General features: G+C 66.8%; 20 protein-coding genes. 17 read left to right on the top strand and 3 right to left on the bottom strand.

The window, feature by feature from the left end:
- The 7 genes from J2S53_RS01160 (at position 1) to whiG (ending at position 6528) form a co-directional block, all read left to right on the top strand.
- A complete protein-coding gene (locus J2S53_RS01160) occupies positions 1–783 on the top strand; it encodes a ribonuclease HII (protein WP_456239373.1) in 783 nt (260 codons plus the stop codon).
- A 21-nt stretch (positions 784–804) separates the two neighbouring features.
- Positions 805–1128, top strand: a complete 324-nt coding sequence (locus J2S53_RS01165) for a DUF2469 domain-containing protein (RefSeq protein ID WP_043572207.1) — start codon at positions 805–807, stop codon at positions 1126–1128.
- 311 nt (positions 1129–1439) lie between these two features.
- The gene (locus J2S53_RS01170; protein ID WP_092929034.1) at positions 1440–1841 is read left to right on the top strand and encodes a YraN family protein; all 402 of its coding nucleotides are present in this window, start codon (positions 1440–1442) and stop codon (positions 1839–1841) included.
- Between the two features lies 1 nt (position 1842).
- Positions 1843–3366 (top strand): YifB family Mg chelatase-like AAA ATPase, encoded by a 1524-nt coding sequence (locus J2S53_RS01175; RefSeq protein WP_456239374.1) that lies wholly within the window; start codon positions 1843–1845, stop codon positions 3364–3366.
- Entirely contained in the window at positions 3363–4514 is a 1152-nt protein-coding gene (gene dprA / locus J2S53_RS01180) for a DNA-processing protein DprA (protein ID WP_456239375.1), read from the top strand. Before J2S53_RS01175 ends, dprA begins: the two co-directional genes overlap by 4 nt.
- Before the next feature lie 69 nt (positions 4515–4583).
- A complete protein-coding gene (locus J2S53_RS01185; protein ID WP_456239376.1) occupies positions 4584–5564 on the top strand; it encodes a tyrosine recombinase XerC in 981 nt (326 codons plus the stop codon).
- Positions 5539–6528 carry an RNA polymerase sigma factor WhiG gene (gene whiG / locus J2S53_RS01190; RefSeq protein WP_456239377.1) on the top strand — a complete coding sequence of 330 codons (990 nt, stop codon included), beginning with the start codon at positions 5539–5541 and terminating at the stop codon, positions 6526–6528. The genes J2S53_RS01185 and whiG overlap by 26 nt, the downstream gene beginning before the upstream one ends.
- On the opposite strand, the gene J2S53_RS01195 is transcribed toward whiG, so the two are convergent.
- The gene (locus J2S53_RS01195; RefSeq protein WP_456239378.1) at positions 6496–7092 is read right to left on the bottom strand and encodes a M23 family metallopeptidase; all 597 of its coding nucleotides are present in this window, start codon (positions 7090–7092) and stop codon (positions 6496–6498) included. The two genes, whiG and J2S53_RS01195, sit on opposite strands and share 33 nt — an antisense overlap.
- A 519-nt stretch (positions 7093–7611) precedes the next feature.
- On the opposite strand from J2S53_RS01195, the gene rpsB reads away from it, so the two are divergent.
- The 7 genes from rpsB (at position 7612) to J2S53_RS01230 (ending at position 13487) form a co-directional block, all read left to right on the top strand.
- Complete coding sequence (gene rpsB / locus J2S53_RS01200) at positions 7612–8448, top strand: 30S ribosomal protein S2 (protein WP_456239379.1); 837 nt, start codon at positions 7612–7614, stop codon at positions 8446–8448.
- 95 nt (positions 8449–8543) lie between these two features.
- Complete coding sequence (gene tsf, locus J2S53_RS01205; protein WP_456239380.1) at positions 8544–9359, top strand: translation elongation factor Ts; 816 nt, start codon at positions 8544–8546, stop codon at positions 9357–9359.
- Positions 9360–9633: 274 nt separating this feature from the next.
- On the top strand, positions 9634–10386 hold the full coding sequence (pyrH, locus tag J2S53_RS01210; RefSeq protein ID WP_456239381.1) for a UMP kinase: 753 nt from the start codon (positions 9634–9636) through the stop codon (positions 10384–10386).
- 121 nt (positions 10387–10507) lie between these two features.
- Entirely contained in the window at positions 10508–11065 is a 558-nt protein-coding gene (gene frr / locus J2S53_RS01215) for a ribosome recycling factor (RefSeq protein WP_092632036.1), read from the top strand.
- 40 nt (positions 11066–11105) lie between these two features.
- Positions 11106–11951: a phosphatidate cytidylyltransferase gene (locus J2S53_RS01220; protein ID WP_456239382.1), complete on the top strand. Its 846-nt coding sequence runs from the start codon at positions 11106–11108 to the stop codon at positions 11949–11951.
- Between the two features lie 9 nt (positions 11952–11960).
- Complete coding sequence (locus tag J2S53_RS01225; protein ID WP_456239383.1) at positions 11961–12713, top strand: class I SAM-dependent methyltransferase; 753 nt, start codon at positions 11961–11963, stop codon at positions 12711–12713.
- Positions 12714–13040: 327 nt separating this feature from the next.
- Complete coding sequence (locus tag J2S53_RS01230) at positions 13041–13487, top strand: hypothetical protein (RefSeq protein ID WP_456239384.1); 447 nt, start codon at positions 13041–13043, stop codon at positions 13485–13487.
- A 100-nt stretch (positions 13488–13587) separates the two neighbouring features.
- On the opposite strand, the gene J2S53_RS01235 is transcribed toward J2S53_RS01230, so the two are convergent.
- Entirely contained in the window at positions 13588–14274 is a 687-nt protein-coding gene (locus J2S53_RS01235; protein WP_456239385.1) for a metal-dependent transcriptional regulator, read from the bottom strand.
- Between the two features lie 205 nt (positions 14275–14479).
- Between J2S53_RS01235 and rlmN the strand changes: the two genes are divergently transcribed.
- Complete coding sequence (gene rlmN / locus J2S53_RS01240) at positions 14480–15595, top strand: 23S rRNA (adenine(2503)-C(2))-methyltransferase RlmN (RefSeq protein WP_456239386.1); 1116 nt, start codon at positions 14480–14482, stop codon at positions 15593–15595.
- 230 nt (positions 15596–15825) lie between these two features.
- On the opposite strand, the gene J2S53_RS01245 is transcribed toward rlmN, so the two are convergent.
- Positions 15826–16125, bottom strand: a complete 300-nt coding sequence (locus J2S53_RS01245; RefSeq protein WP_092981310.1) for a DUF2631 domain-containing protein — start codon at positions 16123–16125, stop codon at positions 15826–15828.
- A gap of 305 nt (positions 16126–16430) precedes the next feature.
- Here J2S53_RS01245 and dxr point away from each other — a divergent pair, with 305 nt between their 5' ends.
- Both dxr and J2S53_RS01255 read left to right on the top strand, forming a co-directional pair.
- The gene (gene dxr, locus J2S53_RS01250) at positions 16431–17684 is read left to right on the top strand and encodes a 1-deoxy-D-xylulose-5-phosphate reductoisomerase (RefSeq protein ID WP_456239387.1); all 1254 of its coding nucleotides are present in this window, start codon (positions 16431–16433) and stop codon (positions 17682–17684) included.
- Positions 17684–18964 carry a M50 family metallopeptidase gene (locus tag J2S53_RS01255; RefSeq protein ID WP_456239388.1) on the top strand — a complete coding sequence of 427 codons (1281 nt, stop codon included), beginning with the start codon at positions 17684–17686 and terminating at the stop codon, positions 18962–18964. The genes dxr and J2S53_RS01255 overlap by 1 nt, the downstream gene beginning before the upstream one ends.
- Positions 18965–19043: the final 79 nt, after the last annotated feature.

A 19043-nucleotide genomic window follows, 5' to 3' on the forward strand; every position in this document is an offset into this window, starting at 1 on the left:
TTGCGGAACAAATCCGCTGAGCTGGGGTTGCCGCGCACCATCGTGCGCAGGGACTCCGGTAGCTGGGCACTGCAGAACGCACTGGAACGTCGGGGGCTCGGCCCCGTGGCCGGTGTCGATGAGGCGGGGCGCGGCGCTTGCGCCGGTCCGTTGGTGGTCGCCGCCTGCGTCCTGCGCGCGGGCTCGGGGCGTCGGTTCGACGGTTTGACCGACTCCAAGCTGCTCACCGCACGTGCTCGTGATCACTGGTTCGAGGTCGTCCGTGCATCGGCGGTGGGATACTGCGTGGTTTCGGTCGAACCAGCCGAGGTCGACGCGATGGGGGTGCACGTCGCCAACCTGGAAGGAATGCGCCGTGCGGTCGCCGGTCTCGGGGTTCATCCCGGTTACGTGCTCACCGACGGTTTCCGGGTGGAGGGGTTGGCCGCTCCCAGCGTGGCAGTGCGCAAGGGGGACCGGGTGGCCGGTTGCGTGGCGGCGGCTTCCGTGCTCGCGAAGGTCAGCCGGGACCGGAAGATGAACGAGTTGCACGTCTCGTGCCCGGAATACGGTTTCGACGTGCACAAAGGGTATTCGACAGCGCGACACACCTCCGCTCTCCGGTTACACGGTCCCACCACGGAGCATCGTTGGAGTTACTCGAACGTGGTGGAGGCCGCGGTCACTCACGGTATGCGTTCGCCACGAGGCAACAGTAGTGAATCCGGATCGTTCGATGCTTTTGATCAAGCTGTGATGGACAATGGGAGTGCCGCCATTGGGCATCCGTGGACCGATCAGTGACAGGAAAGGGCTCGCACAGCCATGAGCGCCGAGGATCTCGAGAAGTACGAGACCGAGATGGAGCTGCAACTCTACAAGGAGTACCGCGACATCGTCGGTCAGTTCACCTACGTGGTGGAGACCGAACGGCGTTTCTACCTGGCCAACGGGGTGGACGTTCAGGTGCGCAACTCGGATACCGAGGTGTATTTCGAGGTGGTCATGTCGGATGCCTGGGTTTGGGACATGTACCGCCCCGCCCGGTTCGTCAAGAACGTTCGAGTGATCACGTTCAAGGACGTCAACGTCGAGGAACTCGACAAACCGGAACTCCGGCTGCCGGAGAGCGGGACGCCGTTCGGCTGACGGTTCGCGTGTTCGCTCCTGGTCCCGAGGAGGCCGGTGTGCGGGTCGAGTGCCACGGGAAGTGCCGGGGACTCGTCATGGGGCCGCTCGTCGTCTCCCCGTGCCCTCGTCACTTCCCGGACGTGGCCGGTCGCCGGCTCACGTGCCGGCATCGGCCACGTCGGCGAGTTCCGGCACGGATCGGTGGGCCACGGGTACGTGGTTGTCCACATCTTCCGCGGTGCTACACAACCGAATGATTCGAGTTTGGTGGGCGCGTAGCGCTCCGTGCAGGTTGGAAGTGTCCGATCCAACCGATCCCGGAGGCGCCCATGACACCGAAACCCATCATCGGAGCAGTCTCGGACGACGACACGCACGGCAGAAGACACGCTCTGGGGAGAGCGGGCGAGCGGCTGGCGGCGGAGTATCTCCGGCAACGGGGCCTGGTGGTGCTCTCCCGTAACTGGAGCTGCCCGCAGGGGGAGCTCGACATCGTCTGTACCGACGGGCGCCGCGTGATCGTCTGTGAGGTCAAGACGCGATCCGGGATCGATTACGGTTCCCCGGTCGAGGCGGTGAGCCCGCACAAGGTACGCAAACTGCGAGAGGTCGCCGCCGCCTGGCTCCGGGCCCACGACGTCCGCAACTGTCCGGTTCGGTTCGACGTGCTGTCCGTGCTGTGGCCACCCGACTCGCCGGTGCGCATCGAGCACCACGAGGAGGTGTGCTGAGTTGGCGCTGCACACCACCTGGGCGGTGGCGCTGTTCGGTGTGGACGGTGTGCTGGTCGAGATCGAGTCCGACGTCCGCAGTGGTGGTATTCCCAGTGTTCAGCTGCTGGGGCTGCCGGACGCGGCACTGCAGGAATCGAAGAATCGGGTCCGTGCCGCGATCAGGAACTCCGGGGAGCACTGGCCGCAGTCCTGCGTCACCCTGGCGTTGTCACCGGCCGCCATGCCGAAGACCGGAACCTCGTTCGACACCGCCCTGGCCATGGCGGTACTCGCCGGGGCCGAACGCGTGCCCGCCGGCAGGCTCGACGGAACGGTCTTTTTCGGGGAGCTGGCACTGGACGGTCGTATCCGTCCGGTAAGCGGACTCGTGCCCGGACTGTTGGCAGCCGTCGCGGGTGGGATGCGACGTGCGGTCGTGCCGCTGGAAGGGCTGCGGGAAGCCGGGCTCGTCGAGCGGATCGAGATCCTCGGTGCCGAGACCCTGCGGGAGGTGATCGACTGGACACGGGGCGCCGGAGAGCTGTGGTCCGGTTCCTCCCCGGCGGACGAGGGTGTGCCTCGGTCGTCTCCGGCACCGGATCTGGTCGACGTCCTCGGGCAACCGGAGGCGCGATGGGCACTGGAGATAGCGGCGGCGGGTGGCCATCATCTCCTGATGGTCGGCCCGCCCGGGACGGGCAAGACGATGTTGGCGGGACGCCTGCCCGGCTTGCTTCCGGAACTGTCGGCACCACGGGCTCTGGAGACCACCGCGGTGCACTCCGTCGCGGGTGAACTGTGCGAGAACGCCACACTGCTGCGTACTCCGCCGTTCGTGGCTCCGCACCACTCGATATCCCTTCCCGGCCTGATAGGCGGCGGAACCGGACTCGCCAGACCGGGGGCCGTCAGTCGCGCCCATCACGGGGTGCTGTTCCTGGACGAAGCCTGCGAATGGGGGACGAAACGCCTGGAATCCATGCGGACCGCCCTCGAGGAGGGGGAGATCCGGTTGTCCAGGAGTGAGGGCACCCTGCGCTATCCGGCCCGGTTCCAGCTGGTCATGGCCACCAATCCGTGTCCCTGCGCACCAGCCAGGGACATCGACTGCCAGTGCACACCGCACGCTCGGCGAAAGTACTTCAGCAGGCTTTCCGGGCCGTTGTTGGACCGTATCGACCTGTGGGTGCGGATGCGTCCGATGTCCACGATGGAGCTGCCCGACGACGAATCCCCGGAACCCTCCGCCACGGTGCGCGAGCGGGTCTCAAGGGCACACCGAACCGCTCTCCTGCGGTGGGAGAAGCACGGCTGGCGTTCGAACTCCGAAGTTCCCGGCCCCGTGCTACGACGTGAGTTCCCATTGCCGGACAGTGCCACGAGACTGTTGGACAAAGGACTCGACACGGGTGCGTTGACGGCGAGGGGAGCCGACCGGTGTCTGCGTGTCGCCTGGACGCTGAGTGATCTGGACGGGGCGGAACGCCCCGACGTGGATCACGTGGCCGCCGCCCTGCGGTTCCGTGACAGGACCACCGCATGAGCGTCTCCGCCGGAGCAGTGAGCCACGAGCGATTGTGTGCCTGGGCGTATCTCTCCGCCGTCGTCGAACCACCGGCACCGGCGTCCTACGGTTTCGTCGCGGTGCACGGTGCCGAGATCGCCGCCGACCGGATTCGGTCGGGCAACGTTCCCGGCGCGGTGGTCAACGAGACCGCTGCTCGTCGTGAGCACGTGTGCGGTGCCGAACTACTGGAACGTGCCCACCGGTCCGGAATTCGGCTGGTCACTCCCGAACACGGGGAATGGCCCGGTTCCCGGAGCGCCTTTCTGGAGGGAGCTACCGAGGTCGGATTGTCCGGGTTGGCCCCTCCGATGGCACTCTGGTGCCGTGGGAACGTCTCACCGGAAGCCGTGTCGCGCAGTGCGGTCGCGGTGGTCGGCGCCCGTGCCGCGACCGGTTACGGCGAGTCCTGCGCGGCGGAACTGGGGTACGAACTGGCCCGTTCCGGAACGACGGTGGTCTCGGGAGCCGCCTACGGAATCGACGGTGCCGCACACCGCGGTGCACTCGCCGCCGGTGGAGCCACCGCGGCGATTCTGGCCTGTGGCCCGGAACTCGACTATCCGGCGGGACACGCCAGGCTCATCGCACGTATCGCCGAGAACGGACTGGTGTGCAGCGAGTACCCACCCGGCACACCACCGAGGAAACACCGGTTCCTGGTCCGCAACCGCCTGATCGCCGCCGTGACCGACGGGACCGTGGTGGTGGAGGCGGGGCTCCGGAGCGGGGCGGGCAACACCGCGACCACCACCGACACCCTGGGACTGCCGGTGATGGCCGTGCCCGGACCGGTCACCTCGGCCAATTCGTCCGGTTGCCACGAGTTGATCCGTTCCGGAAAGGCCGTACTGGTGACCGGAGCCCCGGACGTTCTGGAGCTCGTTTCGGATATCGGTACCGCCCGGGCGCCGGAACGTGAACCCACCCCGCGTCCCACGGACGAACTCGACGAGGTTTCCAAACGTGTCCACGATTCACTCTCGCCGACCCGGCGTCGTACCGTCGAACAACTGGCACACGAGACGGGGATAACGCGAAAGTCGGTGGTCACCTGCCTGAGTGCGTTGGAGATTTCCGGATTCGTCCGGTGTGACGATCGAGGATGGACACGTTGCGACCAGTGAGATGCCGAGCGCGTATCGTGGCGTCGTGCTACTTGAATCCGGCGAATGCACCCAGCGACGTCACTCGGCATGAATCAGAAACGTTCCCAGCAGTCGACCAGACCGGACCTGCTCGCGACCCGTCGAGGTCTTCCCACCGAACTGGCTACGGCAGTCGATCGTTTCGAGCGGTACCTGGCGTGGGAGAGAGGGCTGTCCCGCCATACCGTGCGTGCCTACGTCACCGATGTCGTGTCGTTACTGGAACACTTCGGTGCGGAGTACGCGGGGGAGGCGCCGGGGCTTCACGAACTCGGTATCGACTCGCTTCGTTCCTGGCTGAGTGCCGAGCACGAACGAGGTACCAGTAGAACCACACTCGCCCGTCGTGCGGCGGCCGTCAGGGCTTTCACCGCTTGGGCGCATCGCCGGGAGCTGTTGGCGGATGACCCCGGGCCTCGGTTGTCCGTTCCGGGTGGCCCACGTGGGTTGCCGTCCGTCCTTCGCGAGGATCAGGCGGACTCGGCGCTGCGTGCGGCCGCCGCCGGGGCCGAGCAGGAGGACCCCGTGGCGCTACGTGATCACGCGGTGCTCGAACTGCTCTACGCGACCGGTGTGCGGGTCTCCGAACTGTGCGGACTCGACCTGGAGCACATCGATCACGAACGCAGCATGCTGCGCGTAATCGGCAAGGCCGACCGGCAGCGGGCGGTTCCGTTCGGTGTTCCGGCCGCACGTGCCCTGGCCCGTTGGTTGGAGATCGGACGCCCGGAGCTGTCCGGTTCCGCATCGGGGAACGCCCTGCTCCTCGGTGTTCGCGGTGCTCGGCTCAATCCGCGCAGTGTGCGACGTATCGTCCACGACGCCGTCAGCACCGTCCGCGACGCCGGTCGGCTGAGTCCGCACGGTCTGCGTCACTCCGCTGCGACGCATCTTCTCGAAGGAGGCGCGGACCTGCGTAGCGTACAGGAGTTGCTCGGTCACGCTACGCTTTCGACAACGCAGCTCTACACTCACGTGACCGTCGAACGGTTGAAGGCGATCCATGAGCGAACCCACCCCCGTTCCTGACGATGCCGGGGGCGCGGCCCGAGCGGCCACCGCGCGATCAGGCATGCGGCCCGCCGACGAGGCGGAGGAGACGGAGCAGCACCCCCGGCACGGCAACGGACACCGCGGCGACGGTGTCTCCCGATTCGACTCGATGCTTCGGAAGGCGTGGTGGCCGCAGGGCGGTACCGCCACCGCGGGCCACGCCGAGGATCGTGAGGGCGAAGACGTGGAGGCCGGAATAGTCGCACTGTGGCAGGCATTCGGCCGGAGCCGAGAACAGCGGCTTCGTGACCGGTTGGTGCTGCACTACGCGCCGCTGGTCAAGTACGTGGCCGGCCGTATCGGCACCGGACTGCCCGCCCACGTGGAGGTCTCCGATCTGATCCAGTCCGGCGTGTTCGGACTCGTCGACGCGATCGAGAAGTTCGAACCCGAGCGAGGACTGAAGTTCGAGACCTATGCCATGCAGCGCATTCGCGGGGCCATCCTCGACGATCTGCGAGCGCAGGACTGGGTTCCGCGTTCGGTGCGCAGCCGTGCCCGGGACGTCGAGCGCGCGTTGGAGCGGCTGGAGGCCAAGATGCAACGCACTGCCACCGACTCGGAACTGGCCGAGGAACTCTCGCTGTCCGTCGAGGAGCTGCGTGAGTTGTTCGCGCAGCTGCAGATGACCAGTGTGGTGGCGCTCGACGATCTCATCGGAGTAGGACGAGGCACCGCTTCGCTGGCCGAAACGCTGCCGGACGACCGTGCCGAGGATCCGGTCAACACCTTGGTCGACCGCGACAGCAGACGTCAGCTGGCAGAGGCGGTGGAGCGGCTGAGCGAACGGGACCGCATCGTGGTGACGCTGTACTACTTCGAGAATCTCACCCTCGCCGAGATCGGAAAGGTGCTCGGGGTCACCGAGTCCAGAGTGTGTCAGCTGCACACCAGGGCTGTGTTGCGCCTACGGGGGAAACTGACCGAGCCGGGAAACTGAGCTGGAGCGGTGTACCCGCTCGGGGCCGCGCCACGGCAGTAGTCGGACATCGCCCGTGACGAGTCGGAGTAGCGGGTCGAGATAGGTGTCGTGGTCGCGGAGCCCCCAGTGCAGGCACGTGTGCGGCTTCTTCGCGGCGCATTCGGGGTGATCTCGGGTTACGCTGCCGATGATCTCGCCTCGCTCGACCGGCTGCCCGGCGGTGACTTCGGGAAGCACGGGTTCGTAGGTGGTGCTCAGGCCGTTGCCGTGGCCGATGGCGATCACATGCCTGTCCACCACGAACCCGGCGTGTTCGACCGTTCCGGCCGCCGCGGCGAGAACCGCTTCGCCGGTAGACGCCCGTAGGTCCACTCCCCGATGGCCCGGACCGTAGCGGTTCGGGGGTTTTCGGAACCCCCGAACCACTTCCACCGACCCGCGCAACGGCTCACGCAGCCGGAAACCGGTTGTGCTCGTGCCGGCGGGTTCCCCGGTGGGAGCCGCGGGAACGTCGGGGCCGCTCGACGCGGTGACGGTTCCGGTTCCCAGAGCCAGCACCAGTGCTACTGCCCAACCACGCATGCGGATCACCCTGCCGGAGCCGTGCGCTCACCGGCCAGGCCCGATTTCCCACCGGGTGGACCGATCGGGGAGCTGTGGAAAATCGCCACCGCGATGTGGTTGCCACCTGTTGTGGCGTACACTCGTTCCCGCGACTCGTCCTCCGGCGAGTTCGACTTCGCGTACGCGCGTATCGATCGCATCACCTCCGGATTCCGTGCTCGGAGTCCGTCTCTCGGATCGGTCGGGGTTCTTCGTTCCGACGAGCTCCGCGGATCGGTCCCGACGAGAGCCTCCGTGTGGGTTGCCCGGGTACGGCAACCGGTACGAGAGGGCTTCCGCCGTCGGTGGCGGAAGCACGGTCCGGTGCGGGGCAACGGTGCGGCGGTCACGAGGAGGCGTCCGCGGTCCCGGTCTCACCGAGTGTGTCCGGGCGACGGCTCCGCGCGTACCAGGGTGGTGGGTCACCCGGCTCATCACGGCAACCGAAATCGCGCGCCGTCGAACGGCGCGCCCGACACGTGAGGTGCGAAGCAGGCCATGGCCGTCGTCACCATGAAGCAGTTGCTCGACAGCGGTGTGCATTTCGGGCACCAGACCCGCCGCTGGAACCCGAAGATGAAGCGCTACATCTTCACCGAGCGCAACGGCATCTACATCATCGATCTGCAGAAGACCCTGTCCTACATCGACGGGGCTTACGACTTCGTCAAGCAGACCGTCGCCCACGGCGGCACCATTCTGTTCGTCGGGACGAAGAAGCAGGCGCAGGAAGCCATCGCCGAGCAGGCGCAGCGCGTCAACATGCCGTTCGTCAACCAGCGCTGGTTGGGCGGCATGCTCACCAACTTCCAGACCGTGCACCGTCGGCTGCAGCGTCTCAAGGAACTGGAGACGATGGAGCAGACCGGTGGTTTCGAGGGGCGCACCAAGAAGGAGATCTTGATGCTGACCCGCGAGAAGGAGAAACTGGAGCGCACGCTCGGCGGTATCCGTGACATGTCCAAGGTCCCGAGCGCGATCTGGATCGTGGACACCAAGAAGGAGCACATCGCGGTCGGTGAGGCCCGCAAGCTGGGGATCCCGATCGTCGCCATCCTCGACACGAACTGTGATCCGGACGAGGTGGACTACCCCATCCCCGGCAACGACGACGCGATCCGCTCGGCGGCCATGCTGACCCGCGTGGTCGCGGACGGTGTCGCGGAGGGCCTGATGGCCCGGAGCGGCCGCGGCGAGAGCGCCGAGACCGGCGAGAACCAGCAGGCAGCTTCCGAGGAGCCGCTCGCGGAGTGGGAGAAGGAACTGCTCACCGGTTCCGGTGAGTCCGAGGCCGCCGCGAACTCCGAGGCAGGCCAGCAGCCGGCGCAGTCCTGACGAACGGGGGCGCGCCCGCGCCTGTCGGGCGGGCGCGCCCCGTCACTTCGATTTCCCCACCGCGTACACACTCCGACGAGGACGGACAACGCACGATGGCGAACTACAGTGCGGCCGATGTGAAGCGTCTCCGCGACGTCACCGGCTCCGGCATGATGGATTGCAAGAAGGCGCTCGAGGAGACCGAGGGCGACTTCGACAAGGCGATCGAGAACCTGCGCATCAAGGGCGCCAAGGACGTGGGCAAGCGGGCCGAGCGCTCCACCGCGGAAGGTCTGGTCGCGGGCGGTAACGGCGTCCTGATCGAGTTCAACAGCGAGACGGACTTCGTCGCCAAGAACGACGAGTTCGTGGAACTGGCCGACAGGATCGTGGCCGCCGCCAAGGAGGCGGGCTCGGCCGACGTCGAGACGGTCAGCGAAGCCAAGCTGGGTGACAGCACCGTCGGCACGGCCATTCACGACCTGTCCGCCAAGATCGGTGAGAAGCTGGAACTGCGCAGGATCAGCGCCTTCGACGGCCAGGTGGCCACCTACCTGCACCGTCGTGCGGCGGGACTGCCGCCCGCCGTGGGTGTCCAGGTCGAGTACACCGGCTCCGACGAGGAGGCCGCCCGGGGTGCCGCGATGCAGATCGCGGCGTTGAAGCCGCAGTACCTCTCTCGGGAGGACGTGCCCGAGGACATCGTCGAGAACGAGCGCAGGATCGCGGAGGAGACCGCCCGCTCCGAGGGCAAGCCGGAAAAGGCCATGCCCAAGATCATCGAGGGCAGGCTCAACGGGTTCTACAAGGACAACGTGCTGCTGGACCAGCCCTCCGTCCAGGACAACAAGCGTTCCGTCAAGGATCTGCTGGACGAGGCCGGAGTCAGCATCACCCGCTTCGCGAGGTTCGAAGTCGGTCAGTCCTGAGCTTCGCGTTGACGGCCGCGGAATCGTGCGTGTCGTGCGCCCCGCGGTTCCGGCGGCCAGGATGTTCACCGGAGTGTTCCGCGTCCGGCGGAGTACTCCGAGCGGGAGCTGTTCCGGAATGATCGTGGAACGGGACCACCAGCGAGCAGGATGTGAATCCGGCACGTGAGTCGGCACCCGTACGTGTCCTCGTCGTTTCCGGACGAATCCAGGAATCGATGTCCGCGCCCCGCCTTCGCAGCCCGAGGGCGGGGCGTTTTCTCAGGAGGAGTGAGTGACTGACGACGGCGTACCCGCTGGTTATGTCGGTGAGGCCGGTTACCGACGAGTACTGCTCAAGCTGGGTGGCGAGATGTTCGGCGGCGGCAGTGTGGGGGTCGATCCCGACGTCGTGGGTACGGTAGCGCGGCAGCTGGCCGAGGTGGTCGCCAACGGGGTCGAGGTCGCGGTCGTCATCGGGGGCGGAAACTTCTTCCGCGGTGCGGAGCTGCAGCAACGCGGTATGGAACGCGCCCGCGGTGACTACATGGCGATGCTGGGCACCACGATGAACTGCCTGGCGTTGCAGGACTTCCTGGAGCGTGAACACGGGATCGACACCCGTGTGATGACCGCTATCAGCATGGGGCAGGTCGCCGAACCCTACATTCCGCGTCGCGCCAGTCGGCACCTGGAGAAGGGGCGCGTCGTCATTTTCGGTGCCGGGACCGGTATGCCGTACTTCTCCACCGACACGGCCGCCGCCCAGCGGGCTCTGGAGATCGGTGCCGAGGTGGTGTTGCTGGCCAAGGGTGTGGACGGTGTCTACTCGGCCGATCCCAAGACCACACCGGGTGCGGAGCTCTTCGACAGCATTACCCACCGCGAGGTTCTGGAACGGGGACTGAAGGTCGCCGACGCGACGGCTTTCAGCTTGTGCATGGACAATCACATGCGGATTCTCGTCTTCAATCTCCTGGTGGAAGGCAACATAGCCCGTGCCGCCAGCGGTGCGAAAATCGGGACGCTGGTCAGCACCCCCGGTTAGCACTCCCCGGAACTCGTACTGGGATCCTGAGCGGGCTCCGGTGCGATCACACCCCGCCGGAGCGGTAACCAGTGTCGACAAACCCGTCGGAGCCTGCCGGCCCCGTACCGAAGGAGCAGCCGTGATTGACGAGACTCTTCTCGAAGCCGAGGAGAAGATGCAGAAGGCGGTGACGGTGGCCAAGGACGATCTGTCCACCGTTCGGACCGGCCGTGCCAATCCGGCGATGTTTTCCGGCATCGTCGTCAACTACTACGGTTCGCCGACTCCGTTGAATCAGTTGGCGAGCATCAATGTGCCCGAGGCGAAGCTCGTGGTCATCAAGCCGTACGACGCCAGTCAGCTCGGCGCTATGGAACGCGCTGTTCGGGATTCCAATCTCGGGGTCAATCCGAGCAACGACGGCAACGTCATCCGCATACAGATCCCCGAGATGACCGAGGAACGGCGTAAGGAGATGGCCAAGCTCGCCAAGCAGAAGGGCGAGGACGCTCGTATCACCGTGCGGAACCTGCGTCGTAAGGCCAAGGAAGAGATCGATCGAACCGTCAAGGACGGTGAGGTCGGTGAGGACGAGGGCACGCGCGGTGAGAAGGAATTGGAAAACATCACCCATCGCTACGTTTCCCAGATCGACGAGTTGGTCAAGCACAAGGAAAACGAACTGCTCGAGGTCTGAGGACGTGGTAACCGCTGACCAGCGCGAAGGTGAGTCCGGAATGTCGGCCGACGTGCCGGGCGAGGCCGCACGCCCTTCCCGCGCCGGCCGGAACCTGCCCGCCGCGTTGGCGGTCGGGCTGTTGCTCGGCGCGGGAATCGTCACCGCTCTGCTGACTTATCGCCACCTGTTCATCGGCATCGTTGCCGTGGCGGCGGCTCTCTCCGCTCTGGAGCTGGCGGGAGCGCTGCGGCGCGGGGCCGGTATTCGACTGGCGCTGTTCCCCGTCCTGCTGGGTGGACAGGCGATCATCTGGTTGTCCTGGCCTTACGGCTTGCGCGCCGTTCTGGTCGCCTTCGCCCTCACGACGCTGGCGTGTCTGGCCTGGCGTGTTCGACTGGGGGTCGATGGTTACCTGCGTGACGTCACGGCATCGGTGTTCACCACCGCCTACGTCTTCGTCTTCGCCGCTTTCGGGGCCATGTTGGTCGTTCCTCCCGACGGTGGTTTCCGCGCGCTGTGCTTCATGATCGGTGTCGTCGCCTCCGACACCGGTGGTTACGCTTCCGGAGTTCTGTTCGGGCGGCACCCGATGGCTCCCCGGGTGAGCCCCAACAAGTCGTGGGAGGGATTCGTCGGTTCGCTGCTCTCCGGGGTGGCCGGGGGAGTGCTCTCCGTCGGACTGCTGCTCGGCGGCCCCTGGTGGGTGGGGGCGCTGTTCGGCCTGGCGGTGGTGTGCAGTTCCACCATCGGGGACCTGATGGAGTCGTTGATCAAACGGGATCTCGACATCAAGGACATGGGGACCCTGTTGCCGGGACACGGTGGTCTGATGGACCGGATGGATTCGTTGCTGCCTTCGGCGGTGGTCGCCTGGAGCACGCTGTCCTGGTTGCTTCCGAGCTGACGGAAGACGATGTTGGCTGGACTGTCGGTCAAGCTCGCGGCTACTCGTGCGGTGGCCCTCGGGGACGTCGAGATCCGTCCTAGTCCCAACGCGTGGAACTGGCCGGACGTCTACGAGGTGGAAAACGCCGCGCAGGACGTCACCGGCGCCGTATGGGCGAAGCTGCGCGGCCTCCAGGACTGGCAGGGGCTCGACGTGGTCGACATCGGCTGTGGTGCCGGGTTTCATCTGCCGGTTTTCGCGGAACGGGCGCGCAGCGTCCTGGGCGTCGAACCGTACCGCCCACTGATCCGCCGTGCCCGGCGCAGGCTCGCGCGTTCGCGGTGCGGGGATTCGGTCCGTGTGGTTCGTGCCGCCGCTCACCGGTTGCCGTTGCCGGCGGGCTCCGTGGATCTGTTGCACGCTCGCACCGCTTATTTCTTCGGCCCGGGATGCGAGGCCGGTCTGGCCGAGGCTCGGCGTGTGCTGCGGTCCGGCGGTGCGTTGGTGATCATCGACCTGGACGGGCGTAGCGCACCGTACGGCGACTGGATGCGCGCCGACCTCACCGGTTTCGACCCCGAGCGGATCGAGCGTTTCTTCGCCTCCCGGGGGTTCGACAGCTTCGACGTCGAGACCCGCTGGGAATTCGACGACCGGAACAGCTTGGAAGCCGTACTGCGGATCGAGTTCTCCCCGCCCGTGGCCCGCCGGGCCGTCGAATCGATTCCCGGGACCGCTCTCCCGGTGAACTACCGGATTCGAATTCGTCGCGCGGAGTGATCGGTTTTCTTCGTTCGGTATCGTGCCGATCGGTCGAATATCCGGTTTCCGTGCGTTCGCGCGTGGTCTCGGCGCGTCGACCGGTTTCGTTCGCCGCGGGCGACCACTGTTCCTGATCCGAATCACCGGTTTCGATCGGGCCCGTTTCGCGGTTGGTGAGTAACCCGAACGGCGCCTTGTCATCCTCGCTTTTCCATGATCGACTGTGTTCGAACGAAGTCGGGGGGCCGTCGCTTCGGAAATTCCGGTTGGTTGGCGGGGAGTGCGGTAACTATGGCTGGGGGACCGGTCGAAACGCTCGTGACTGGATTGGATCGAGTCGCGCGAATGGAGCCCGGCGAGCGTGCCGACGCGGTGCGGGATCTGGACAGGAACTGTCCGATGTACCGATCGCTGCGGAAGACGGTCACCGTGGCGCGGATCGTCGCCTTCGCATCCGGGCTGGCGTTGTGCGTGGCCGTGCTGTTATTGGCCCAGCATTCTCCGATCGAATGGGTGGCGGGGTTCGTGTTCGCGGGGTTGTTCGGTTTCGGATGGGTGGTCGTTCGGCTCACCGACAGCAGGTTCGACCTGTTGCTCGCCGTACTGGGCGCTTACGAAGCCGAGCGGACGAGGGACGGTTCCGCCGTGGAGGACTCGCCGGGGCGTTCCGGTTCCCGGACCGTCGCCGCGGAACGTGCCGCGCCGCTAGGCGAGAGCTCCCGGTATGCCGATCACGATTCCGGGGGCGGCCACCGGTCCCGGGGCGGCTCGGCCTCCGACGACCCCGCGTGACGACTTGCCGGCGCTGCCCCGGTCACCACTACTCCGGTCACCACTACCGCGACCATCACTGTTACGCCCCGGTACTACTACCGATTCGGTGTGGAAGAACTCACCGCTGGACCGTGATGGACAGTGTCTGGGCTATCTCGGAGCCGAGGAAGTGCGTCTCGACCGTTTCGGAGTCGCCCACTCGCACCACCAGTGGCCCGCCGAAGGGTTTGCGCTCCACGACCTCGATCCGATTTCCCAGCGTCAAACCGTGATCGGTGAGGTAACGCAGCAGTTCGGAGTCGGTGTCCCACACCCGCGCGATCGTGCCGACGGTGCCCGGTTCCAGATGCTCCAGCAGTCTGGTCGTGGGTTTTTCCACCACCCCGTCCGCGGTCGGGATCGGATCGCCGTGCGGATCGTGGGTGGGGTGTTCGAGCTTGGCCGCTATGTGCTCGATGAGTTCGTCCGAGACGGCGTGCTCCAGCGAGTCCGCCTCGTCGTGCACCTCGTCCCAGGTGTAGCCGAGAATCTCCACCAGGAACAACTCCAGCAGCCGATGCCTGCGCAGCACGTCGCAGGCGAGTCTGCGCCCCTCGGTGGTGAGTTCGACACTCCGATACCGCTCGTGGGTGACCAGGCCGAGCTGCGCCAGTTTGTTGATCATCCCTGACACCGATGACGGGCTCAGTCCGAGACGAGCGGTCAGCGTGGTGTTCGTGACCGCCGCGCCGCGTTCGCCCAGCCCGTAGATCGTCCGTACGTAGTCCTCCACGGAGGCTGAGTGGCGCTCAACCATGCCAGTCATGGCTTCACGATAGGACGGCGCTCGCGAACCTCGCCCGCACCCCGCGCAGCGGATGCCGACAGACACTGCGCGCGCTCGGATGTGTCCGTTCCGTCATCGACTCCTGCCGCGTCCGGCCCGGGTGGACCCGCCCGGAGTGCCCCGCCCGACTCGGCGGGTGACCGCCGCGTTCGTCCACTCGTCCTCGTGGGATACTGCCGGTGCTATGACCTCGCAGTCCCTACCTCTCGTCTTCGACGCGCCCAAGCGGGGGATGCCTCCCAGGCATCTCGCCGATCTGTCCGCGGAACAGCGTCGTGCCGCCGTCTCCGAACTGGGTGAGAAGCCGTTCCGCGCACGGCAACTCGCGCAGCACTACTTCGGCAGGCTCACGGCCGATGTGTGGTCGATGAGTGATGTCCCGGCCGCCAGCAGGCAGGTGCTGGCGAACGAGCTGCTGCCCACGCTGTTGACCGCCGTGAACAACCTCGACACGGACGAGGGGGAGACCCGCAAGACGTTGTGGCGGGCTCACGACGGGACCACCCTGGAAAGCGTTCTGATGCGCTATCCGGAACGGGCCACCGTCTGCATCTCCAGCCAGGCGGGTTGTGGCATGGCCTGCCCGTTCTGCGCCACCGGGCAGGGAGGTCTGCAGCGCAACCTCTCGACCGCGGAGATAGTCGAACAGGTTCGGCAGGCCGCCGCCATGATGCGGGACGGTGAGCTGCCCGGTGGAGAGGGCAGGCTCTCCAACGTCGTTTTCATGGGCATGGGGGAGCCGCTGGCGAACTACCGAAGGGTCATCGACGCGGTGCACCGCATCTGTGACCCCGCCCCCGACGGGCTGGGACTGTCCCAGCGCTCGGTGACCATCTCCACCGTGGGACTCGCACCCGCCATCCGACGAATGACGGAGGAAGGGCTCCAGGTCACGCTCGCCGTTTCGCTGCACGCACCCGATGACGAGTTGCGGGACACGCTGGTTCCGGTCAACAACCGCTGGAAGGTCGAGGAAGTGCTGCGGGCGGCACGTGGTTACGCCGAGCACACCGGCAGGCGCGTCTCGGTGGAGTACGCGTTGATCCGCGAGATGAACGACCAGCCCTGGCGAGCCGATCTGCTCGGCAAACTGCTGCACGAGCACCTGGGGAGGTTCGCCCACGTCAACGTCATCCCGTTGAATCCCACGCCGGGAAGCAAGTGGGACGCGAGCCCGAAACCGGTGGAGCGCGAGTTCGTGCGCCGCGTGCGCGAGGCGGGGGTCTCCTGCACGGTGCGCGACACCCGCGGTCAGGAGATCGCCGCCGCGTGCGGGCAGCTGGCCGCCGAGAACTCCTGATCGAGGTTTTCCGGTCGGGCTCTGGCGGGATGCCCGCTCGCCGGTGCCTCTTTCGAGGATCTCCGGCTCCGGGGAGACCCGCGCACATCGACAGCACGACGGGAAGACATCAGTGAGCAGCCGTGGGAGCGGCGTCGCGTAGTGCGCCTACGCGACGCCGGAGAGCTCCTCGCCCGAAACTCGGCGACGCGGCCCACCGCCCGGAGGGCGTGTCGGCATCGTCACGAGATTCAGCGTCGCCACGAGGTGCGGCGCCTGCGCAGGTCGTAGATCAGCGCGATCGCCATTCCCAGCGCGATCACGATCAGCCAGATGTCCGCGCTGATGGGGCGGCCACCACCACTGAGGAGTCCCTGGTGGTTGCCGATGAGCATCATCACCATCGCGAAGGTGGAGAACCAGCCCGCGATCTGGATGCCCTTCGGGAACGATCCGTGCCAGCCCCATTCCACCGAGGGCTCTTCGGCAGGATCGATCGCCTGGGTCGGTGTCCGTTCGCTCTGGGTTTGTTCCAGCTCCGTGCTTGCCACGTTCTCCTCCTGTAACCGTCGCGACCCGCGGCCTCGGAGTCGCGGACGCCGAATCGTCGGCACGGGGCGGTACACGGCTTCGTAGCGGATCGAACTGCCGCACGGCACGAGGACCGCCGATGCCGACCATCCTCGCACACCGCCGGGCGGTGGCCGCCGCAGTGTTGTCGGCAGTGTGACCGGTCACTTCTGGCTCCCGATCGTTCCTTGCTCCCAGTCGGTCCGGGCCGGTTCGACGGCCACTCGGTTCCGCCGAACGCGACCGCGATGACGTGTGACGTCGCCGATGGGTGACAATGACCCCGATGGTCTCCGCCCAACCGGATACGCGCGCCCGGCGCGAGGAACGCGACACGGTGCACACCGTCACGCTGCTGGGGTCCACCGGCTCCATCGGTACCCAGGCGTTGGAAGTCATCCGCCAGGCCCCCGAGCGGTTCCGGGTGGTCGGTCTGGCCGCCGGTGGCAACGATCCCGCGGCGCTGGCCGCGCAGGCCCTCGAACTCGGGGTGGAGGTCGTGGCCGTGGCCCGGGCCACGGCTGTGGAGGACGTGCAGCTCGCGCTCTACGCCGAGGCGCAGCGGCTCGGCTACTCGACCGGCCGTTTCCGGCTGCCACGGCTGTTGGCCGGACCGGACGCCGCCACGGATCTGGTGCGCGAGACCGAGGCCGATGTGGTCCTCAACGGCATGGACGGTTCGCGGGGGCTGCGTCCCACGCTCGCCGCTCTGCACGTCGGCTCGCGGTTGGCGCTGGCGAACAAGGAGTCGCTGGTCGCGGGGGGACCGCTGGTCACGAGGGCCGCTTCCCCCGGGCAGATCGTCCCGGTGGACTCCGAGCACTCCGCGCTGGCGCAGTGCCTGTGGGCCGGTCGGGACGAGGAGGTGGAACGGCTCGTGCTGACCGCCTCCGGTGGGCCGTTCCGGGGTTACGGCCGCGAGGCGTTGCACGAGGTGAGCGTCGAGCAGGCGCTCGCACACCCCACGTGGTCCATGGGGACGGTCGTGACCATCAACTCGGCGACGATGGTGAACAAGAGTCTGGAACTGATCGAGGCCCACCTGCTGTTCGGCGTGGAGTACGAGCGCATCGACGTCGTGGTGCATCCGCAGTCGATCGTGCACTCGATGGTCACCTACGTCGACGGCGCCACCATCGCGCAGGCCAGCACGCCCGACATGCGGCTGCCGATCGCGCTCGGCCTGGGCTGGCCCGACCGGATAGGCGGAGTCACCCCACGGCTGACGTTCGAACAGGCGGCCTCGTGGACCTTCGAACCGCTCGACGACACGGCCTTTCCCGCGGTTCGACTGGCTCGGGAGGCCGGTGGGCGGGGCGGATGCCTGCCCGCGATCTACAACGCCGCGAACGAGGAGGCAGTGGCCGCGTTCGTCGCCGGTAACAGTCGTTTCACCAGCATCGTGCACACTGTGGAGGAGGTACTGGCAGGGGCCGACGCCTGGTGCGCCGAGCCGGCCAGCGTGGACGAGGTGTTCGAAGCCGAGGAGTGGGCCCGCCGCAGAGCCCGCGAACTCGCCGGTATGGAAAGAGCGCATTGATGCTTGTCGTGCTGGGCATCCTGATTTTCTTCCTCGGGCTGTTGTTCTCGATCGCTTGGCACGAGTTGGGCCACCTCGCGACGGCGAAGATGTTCGGCGTCAAGGTGACCCAGTACATGGTCGGGTTCGGCCGCACGCTGTTCTCCCGGCAGGGCAAGGAGACGGAGTACGGCGTCAAGGCCGTTCCGTTCGGCGGCTTCATCCGGATGATCGGCATGTTCCCGCCGAAGCGGGACGAGGAGTACGGGCGCACGGCTTCCTCCGCACCGTGGCGGGCCATGGTCGAGGACGCCAGGCAGGCCGTGGCCGAGGAGGTCCGGCCCGAGGACTCCCACCGGCAGTTCTACCAGCGCAAACCCTGGAAGCGGATCATCGTGATGGCCGCGGGGCCGTTCATGAACCTGATCCTGGCCATCGGCATCTTCACCTCGGTGCTGATGGGCTACGGGATCGCGGAGCCCACCACCACGATTCGCTCCGTCAGCGAGTGCGTGGTGCCCGCCGACCAGAGCACGGAGGAGTGTCCTCCGGACGCGCCGAAGTCACCCGCGGCGGCCGCGGGTTTCCGGCCCGGTGACGAGATCATCCGGTTCAACGGTCAGTGGGTCGAGTCGTGGTCGGAGCTGCGCAACTCGATCCGCGATGCCTCCGGCACCGCGACCGTGCTCGTCGAGCGGGACGGGGAGAGGCTCACGCTCCGCCCCGAGCTCATGCAGAATCCCCAGCCGAGACTGGGTGAGGCGGAGGGCTTGGTCGAGGTCGGTTTCCTCGGGGTGGTCCCCACCGATCACCTGGTGCGGCAGAACTTCGGTCAGGTCGTCACCCGGATCGGCACCATGATCGGCGCGACCGCGCAGAAGGTCGTGGAGCTGCCCAGCAAGGTACCTGATCTGGTGGCCGCCATCGGTGGGCAGGAGCGAGCGGAGGACTCCCCGGTTGGTGTGGTCGGCGCGAGTCGGCTGGGCGGTGAGGTGCTCTCCTACGACGAGCTCTCCGTCAGTGCCCGGTTGATCATGATGGTGCAGCTGTTGGCGGGTGTGAACCTCTCGTTGTTCCTGATCAACATGCTGCCCCTGCTGCCGTTGGACGGTGGGCACATCGCTGGAGCGTTCTGGGAGGCGCTGCGGCGCAACTTCGCGAAGCTGACCCGCAGGCCCGATCCGGGCCCGTTCGACACGGCCAAGCTGATGCCGCTGGCCTACGGGATCAGCATCGTGTTCATCGCGTACTCGCTGCTGGTGTTGGTCGCGGACGTGGTCAACCCGGTCACGCTCACTTGAGGCTCCCCGGGGAGCAGCGTTCCGAAGGCCCCGCAGTGTCACACACAGTGTTATTAAACTCACTCGAAAGGCCTGCTAA

The organism is Actinopolyspora lacussalsi (assembly GCA_030803735.1).
GTDB lineage: Bacteria > Actinomycetota > Actinomycetes > Mycobacteriales > Pseudonocardiaceae > Actinopolyspora > Actinopolyspora lacussalsi.

Bases quoted from the DNA above. Each gene is read 5' to 3' on its own strand.
- rpsB (WP_456239379.1), top strand. From the start codon at position 7,612: ATGGCCGTCGTCACCATGAAGCAGTTGCTCGACAGCGGTGTGCATTTC.
- J2S53_RS01195 (WP_456239378.1), bottom strand. From the start codon at position 7,092: ATGCGTGGTTGGGCAGTAGCACTGGTGCTGGCTCTGGGAACCGGAACC.
- whiG (WP_456239377.1), top strand. From the start codon at position 5,539: ATGAGCGAACCCACCCCCGTTCCTGACGATGCCGGGGGCGCGGCCCGA.
- J2S53_RS01255 (WP_456239388.1), top strand. From the start codon at position 17,684: ATGCTTGTCGTGCTGGGCATCCTGATTTTCTTCCTCGGGCTGTTGTTC.
- dprA (WP_456239375.1), top strand. From the start codon at position 3,363: ATGAGCGTCTCCGCCGGAGCAGTGAGCCACGAGCGATTGTGTGCCTGG.
- J2S53_RS01220 (WP_456239382.1), top strand. From the start codon at position 11,106: ATGTCGGCCGACGTGCCGGGCGAGGCCGCACGCCCTTCCCGCGCCGGC.
- J2S53_RS01235 (WP_456239385.1), bottom strand. From the start codon at position 14,274: ATGACTGGCATGGTTGAGCGCCACTCAGCCTCCGTGGAGGACTACGTA.
- J2S53_RS01165 (WP_043572207.1), top strand. From the start codon at position 805: ATGAGCGCCGAGGATCTCGAGAAGTACGAGACCGAGATGGAGCTGCAA.
- rlmN (WP_456239386.1), top strand. From the start codon at position 14,480: ATGACCTCGCAGTCCCTACCTCTCGTCTTCGACGCGCCCAAGCGGGGG.
- J2S53_RS01230 (WP_456239384.1), top strand. From the start codon at position 13,041: ATGGAGCCCGGCGAGCGTGCCGACGCGGTGCGGGATCTGGACAGGAAC.
- J2S53_RS01185 (WP_456239376.1), top strand. From the start codon at position 4,584: ATGAATCAGAAACGTTCCCAGCAGTCGACCAGACCGGACCTGCTCGCG.
- tsf (WP_456239380.1), top strand. From the start codon at position 8,544: ATGGCGAACTACAGTGCGGCCGATGTGAAGCGTCTCCGCGACGTCACC.
- J2S53_RS01225 (WP_456239383.1), top strand. From the start codon at position 11,961: ATGTTGGCTGGACTGTCGGTCAAGCTCGCGGCTACTCGTGCGGTGGCC.
- dxr (WP_456239387.1), top strand. From the start codon at position 16,431: ATGGTCTCCGCCCAACCGGATACGCGCGCCCGGCGCGAGGAACGCGAC.
- J2S53_RS01170 (WP_092929034.1), top strand. From the start codon at position 1,440: ATGACACCGAAACCCATCATCGGAGCAGTCTCGGACGACGACACGCAC.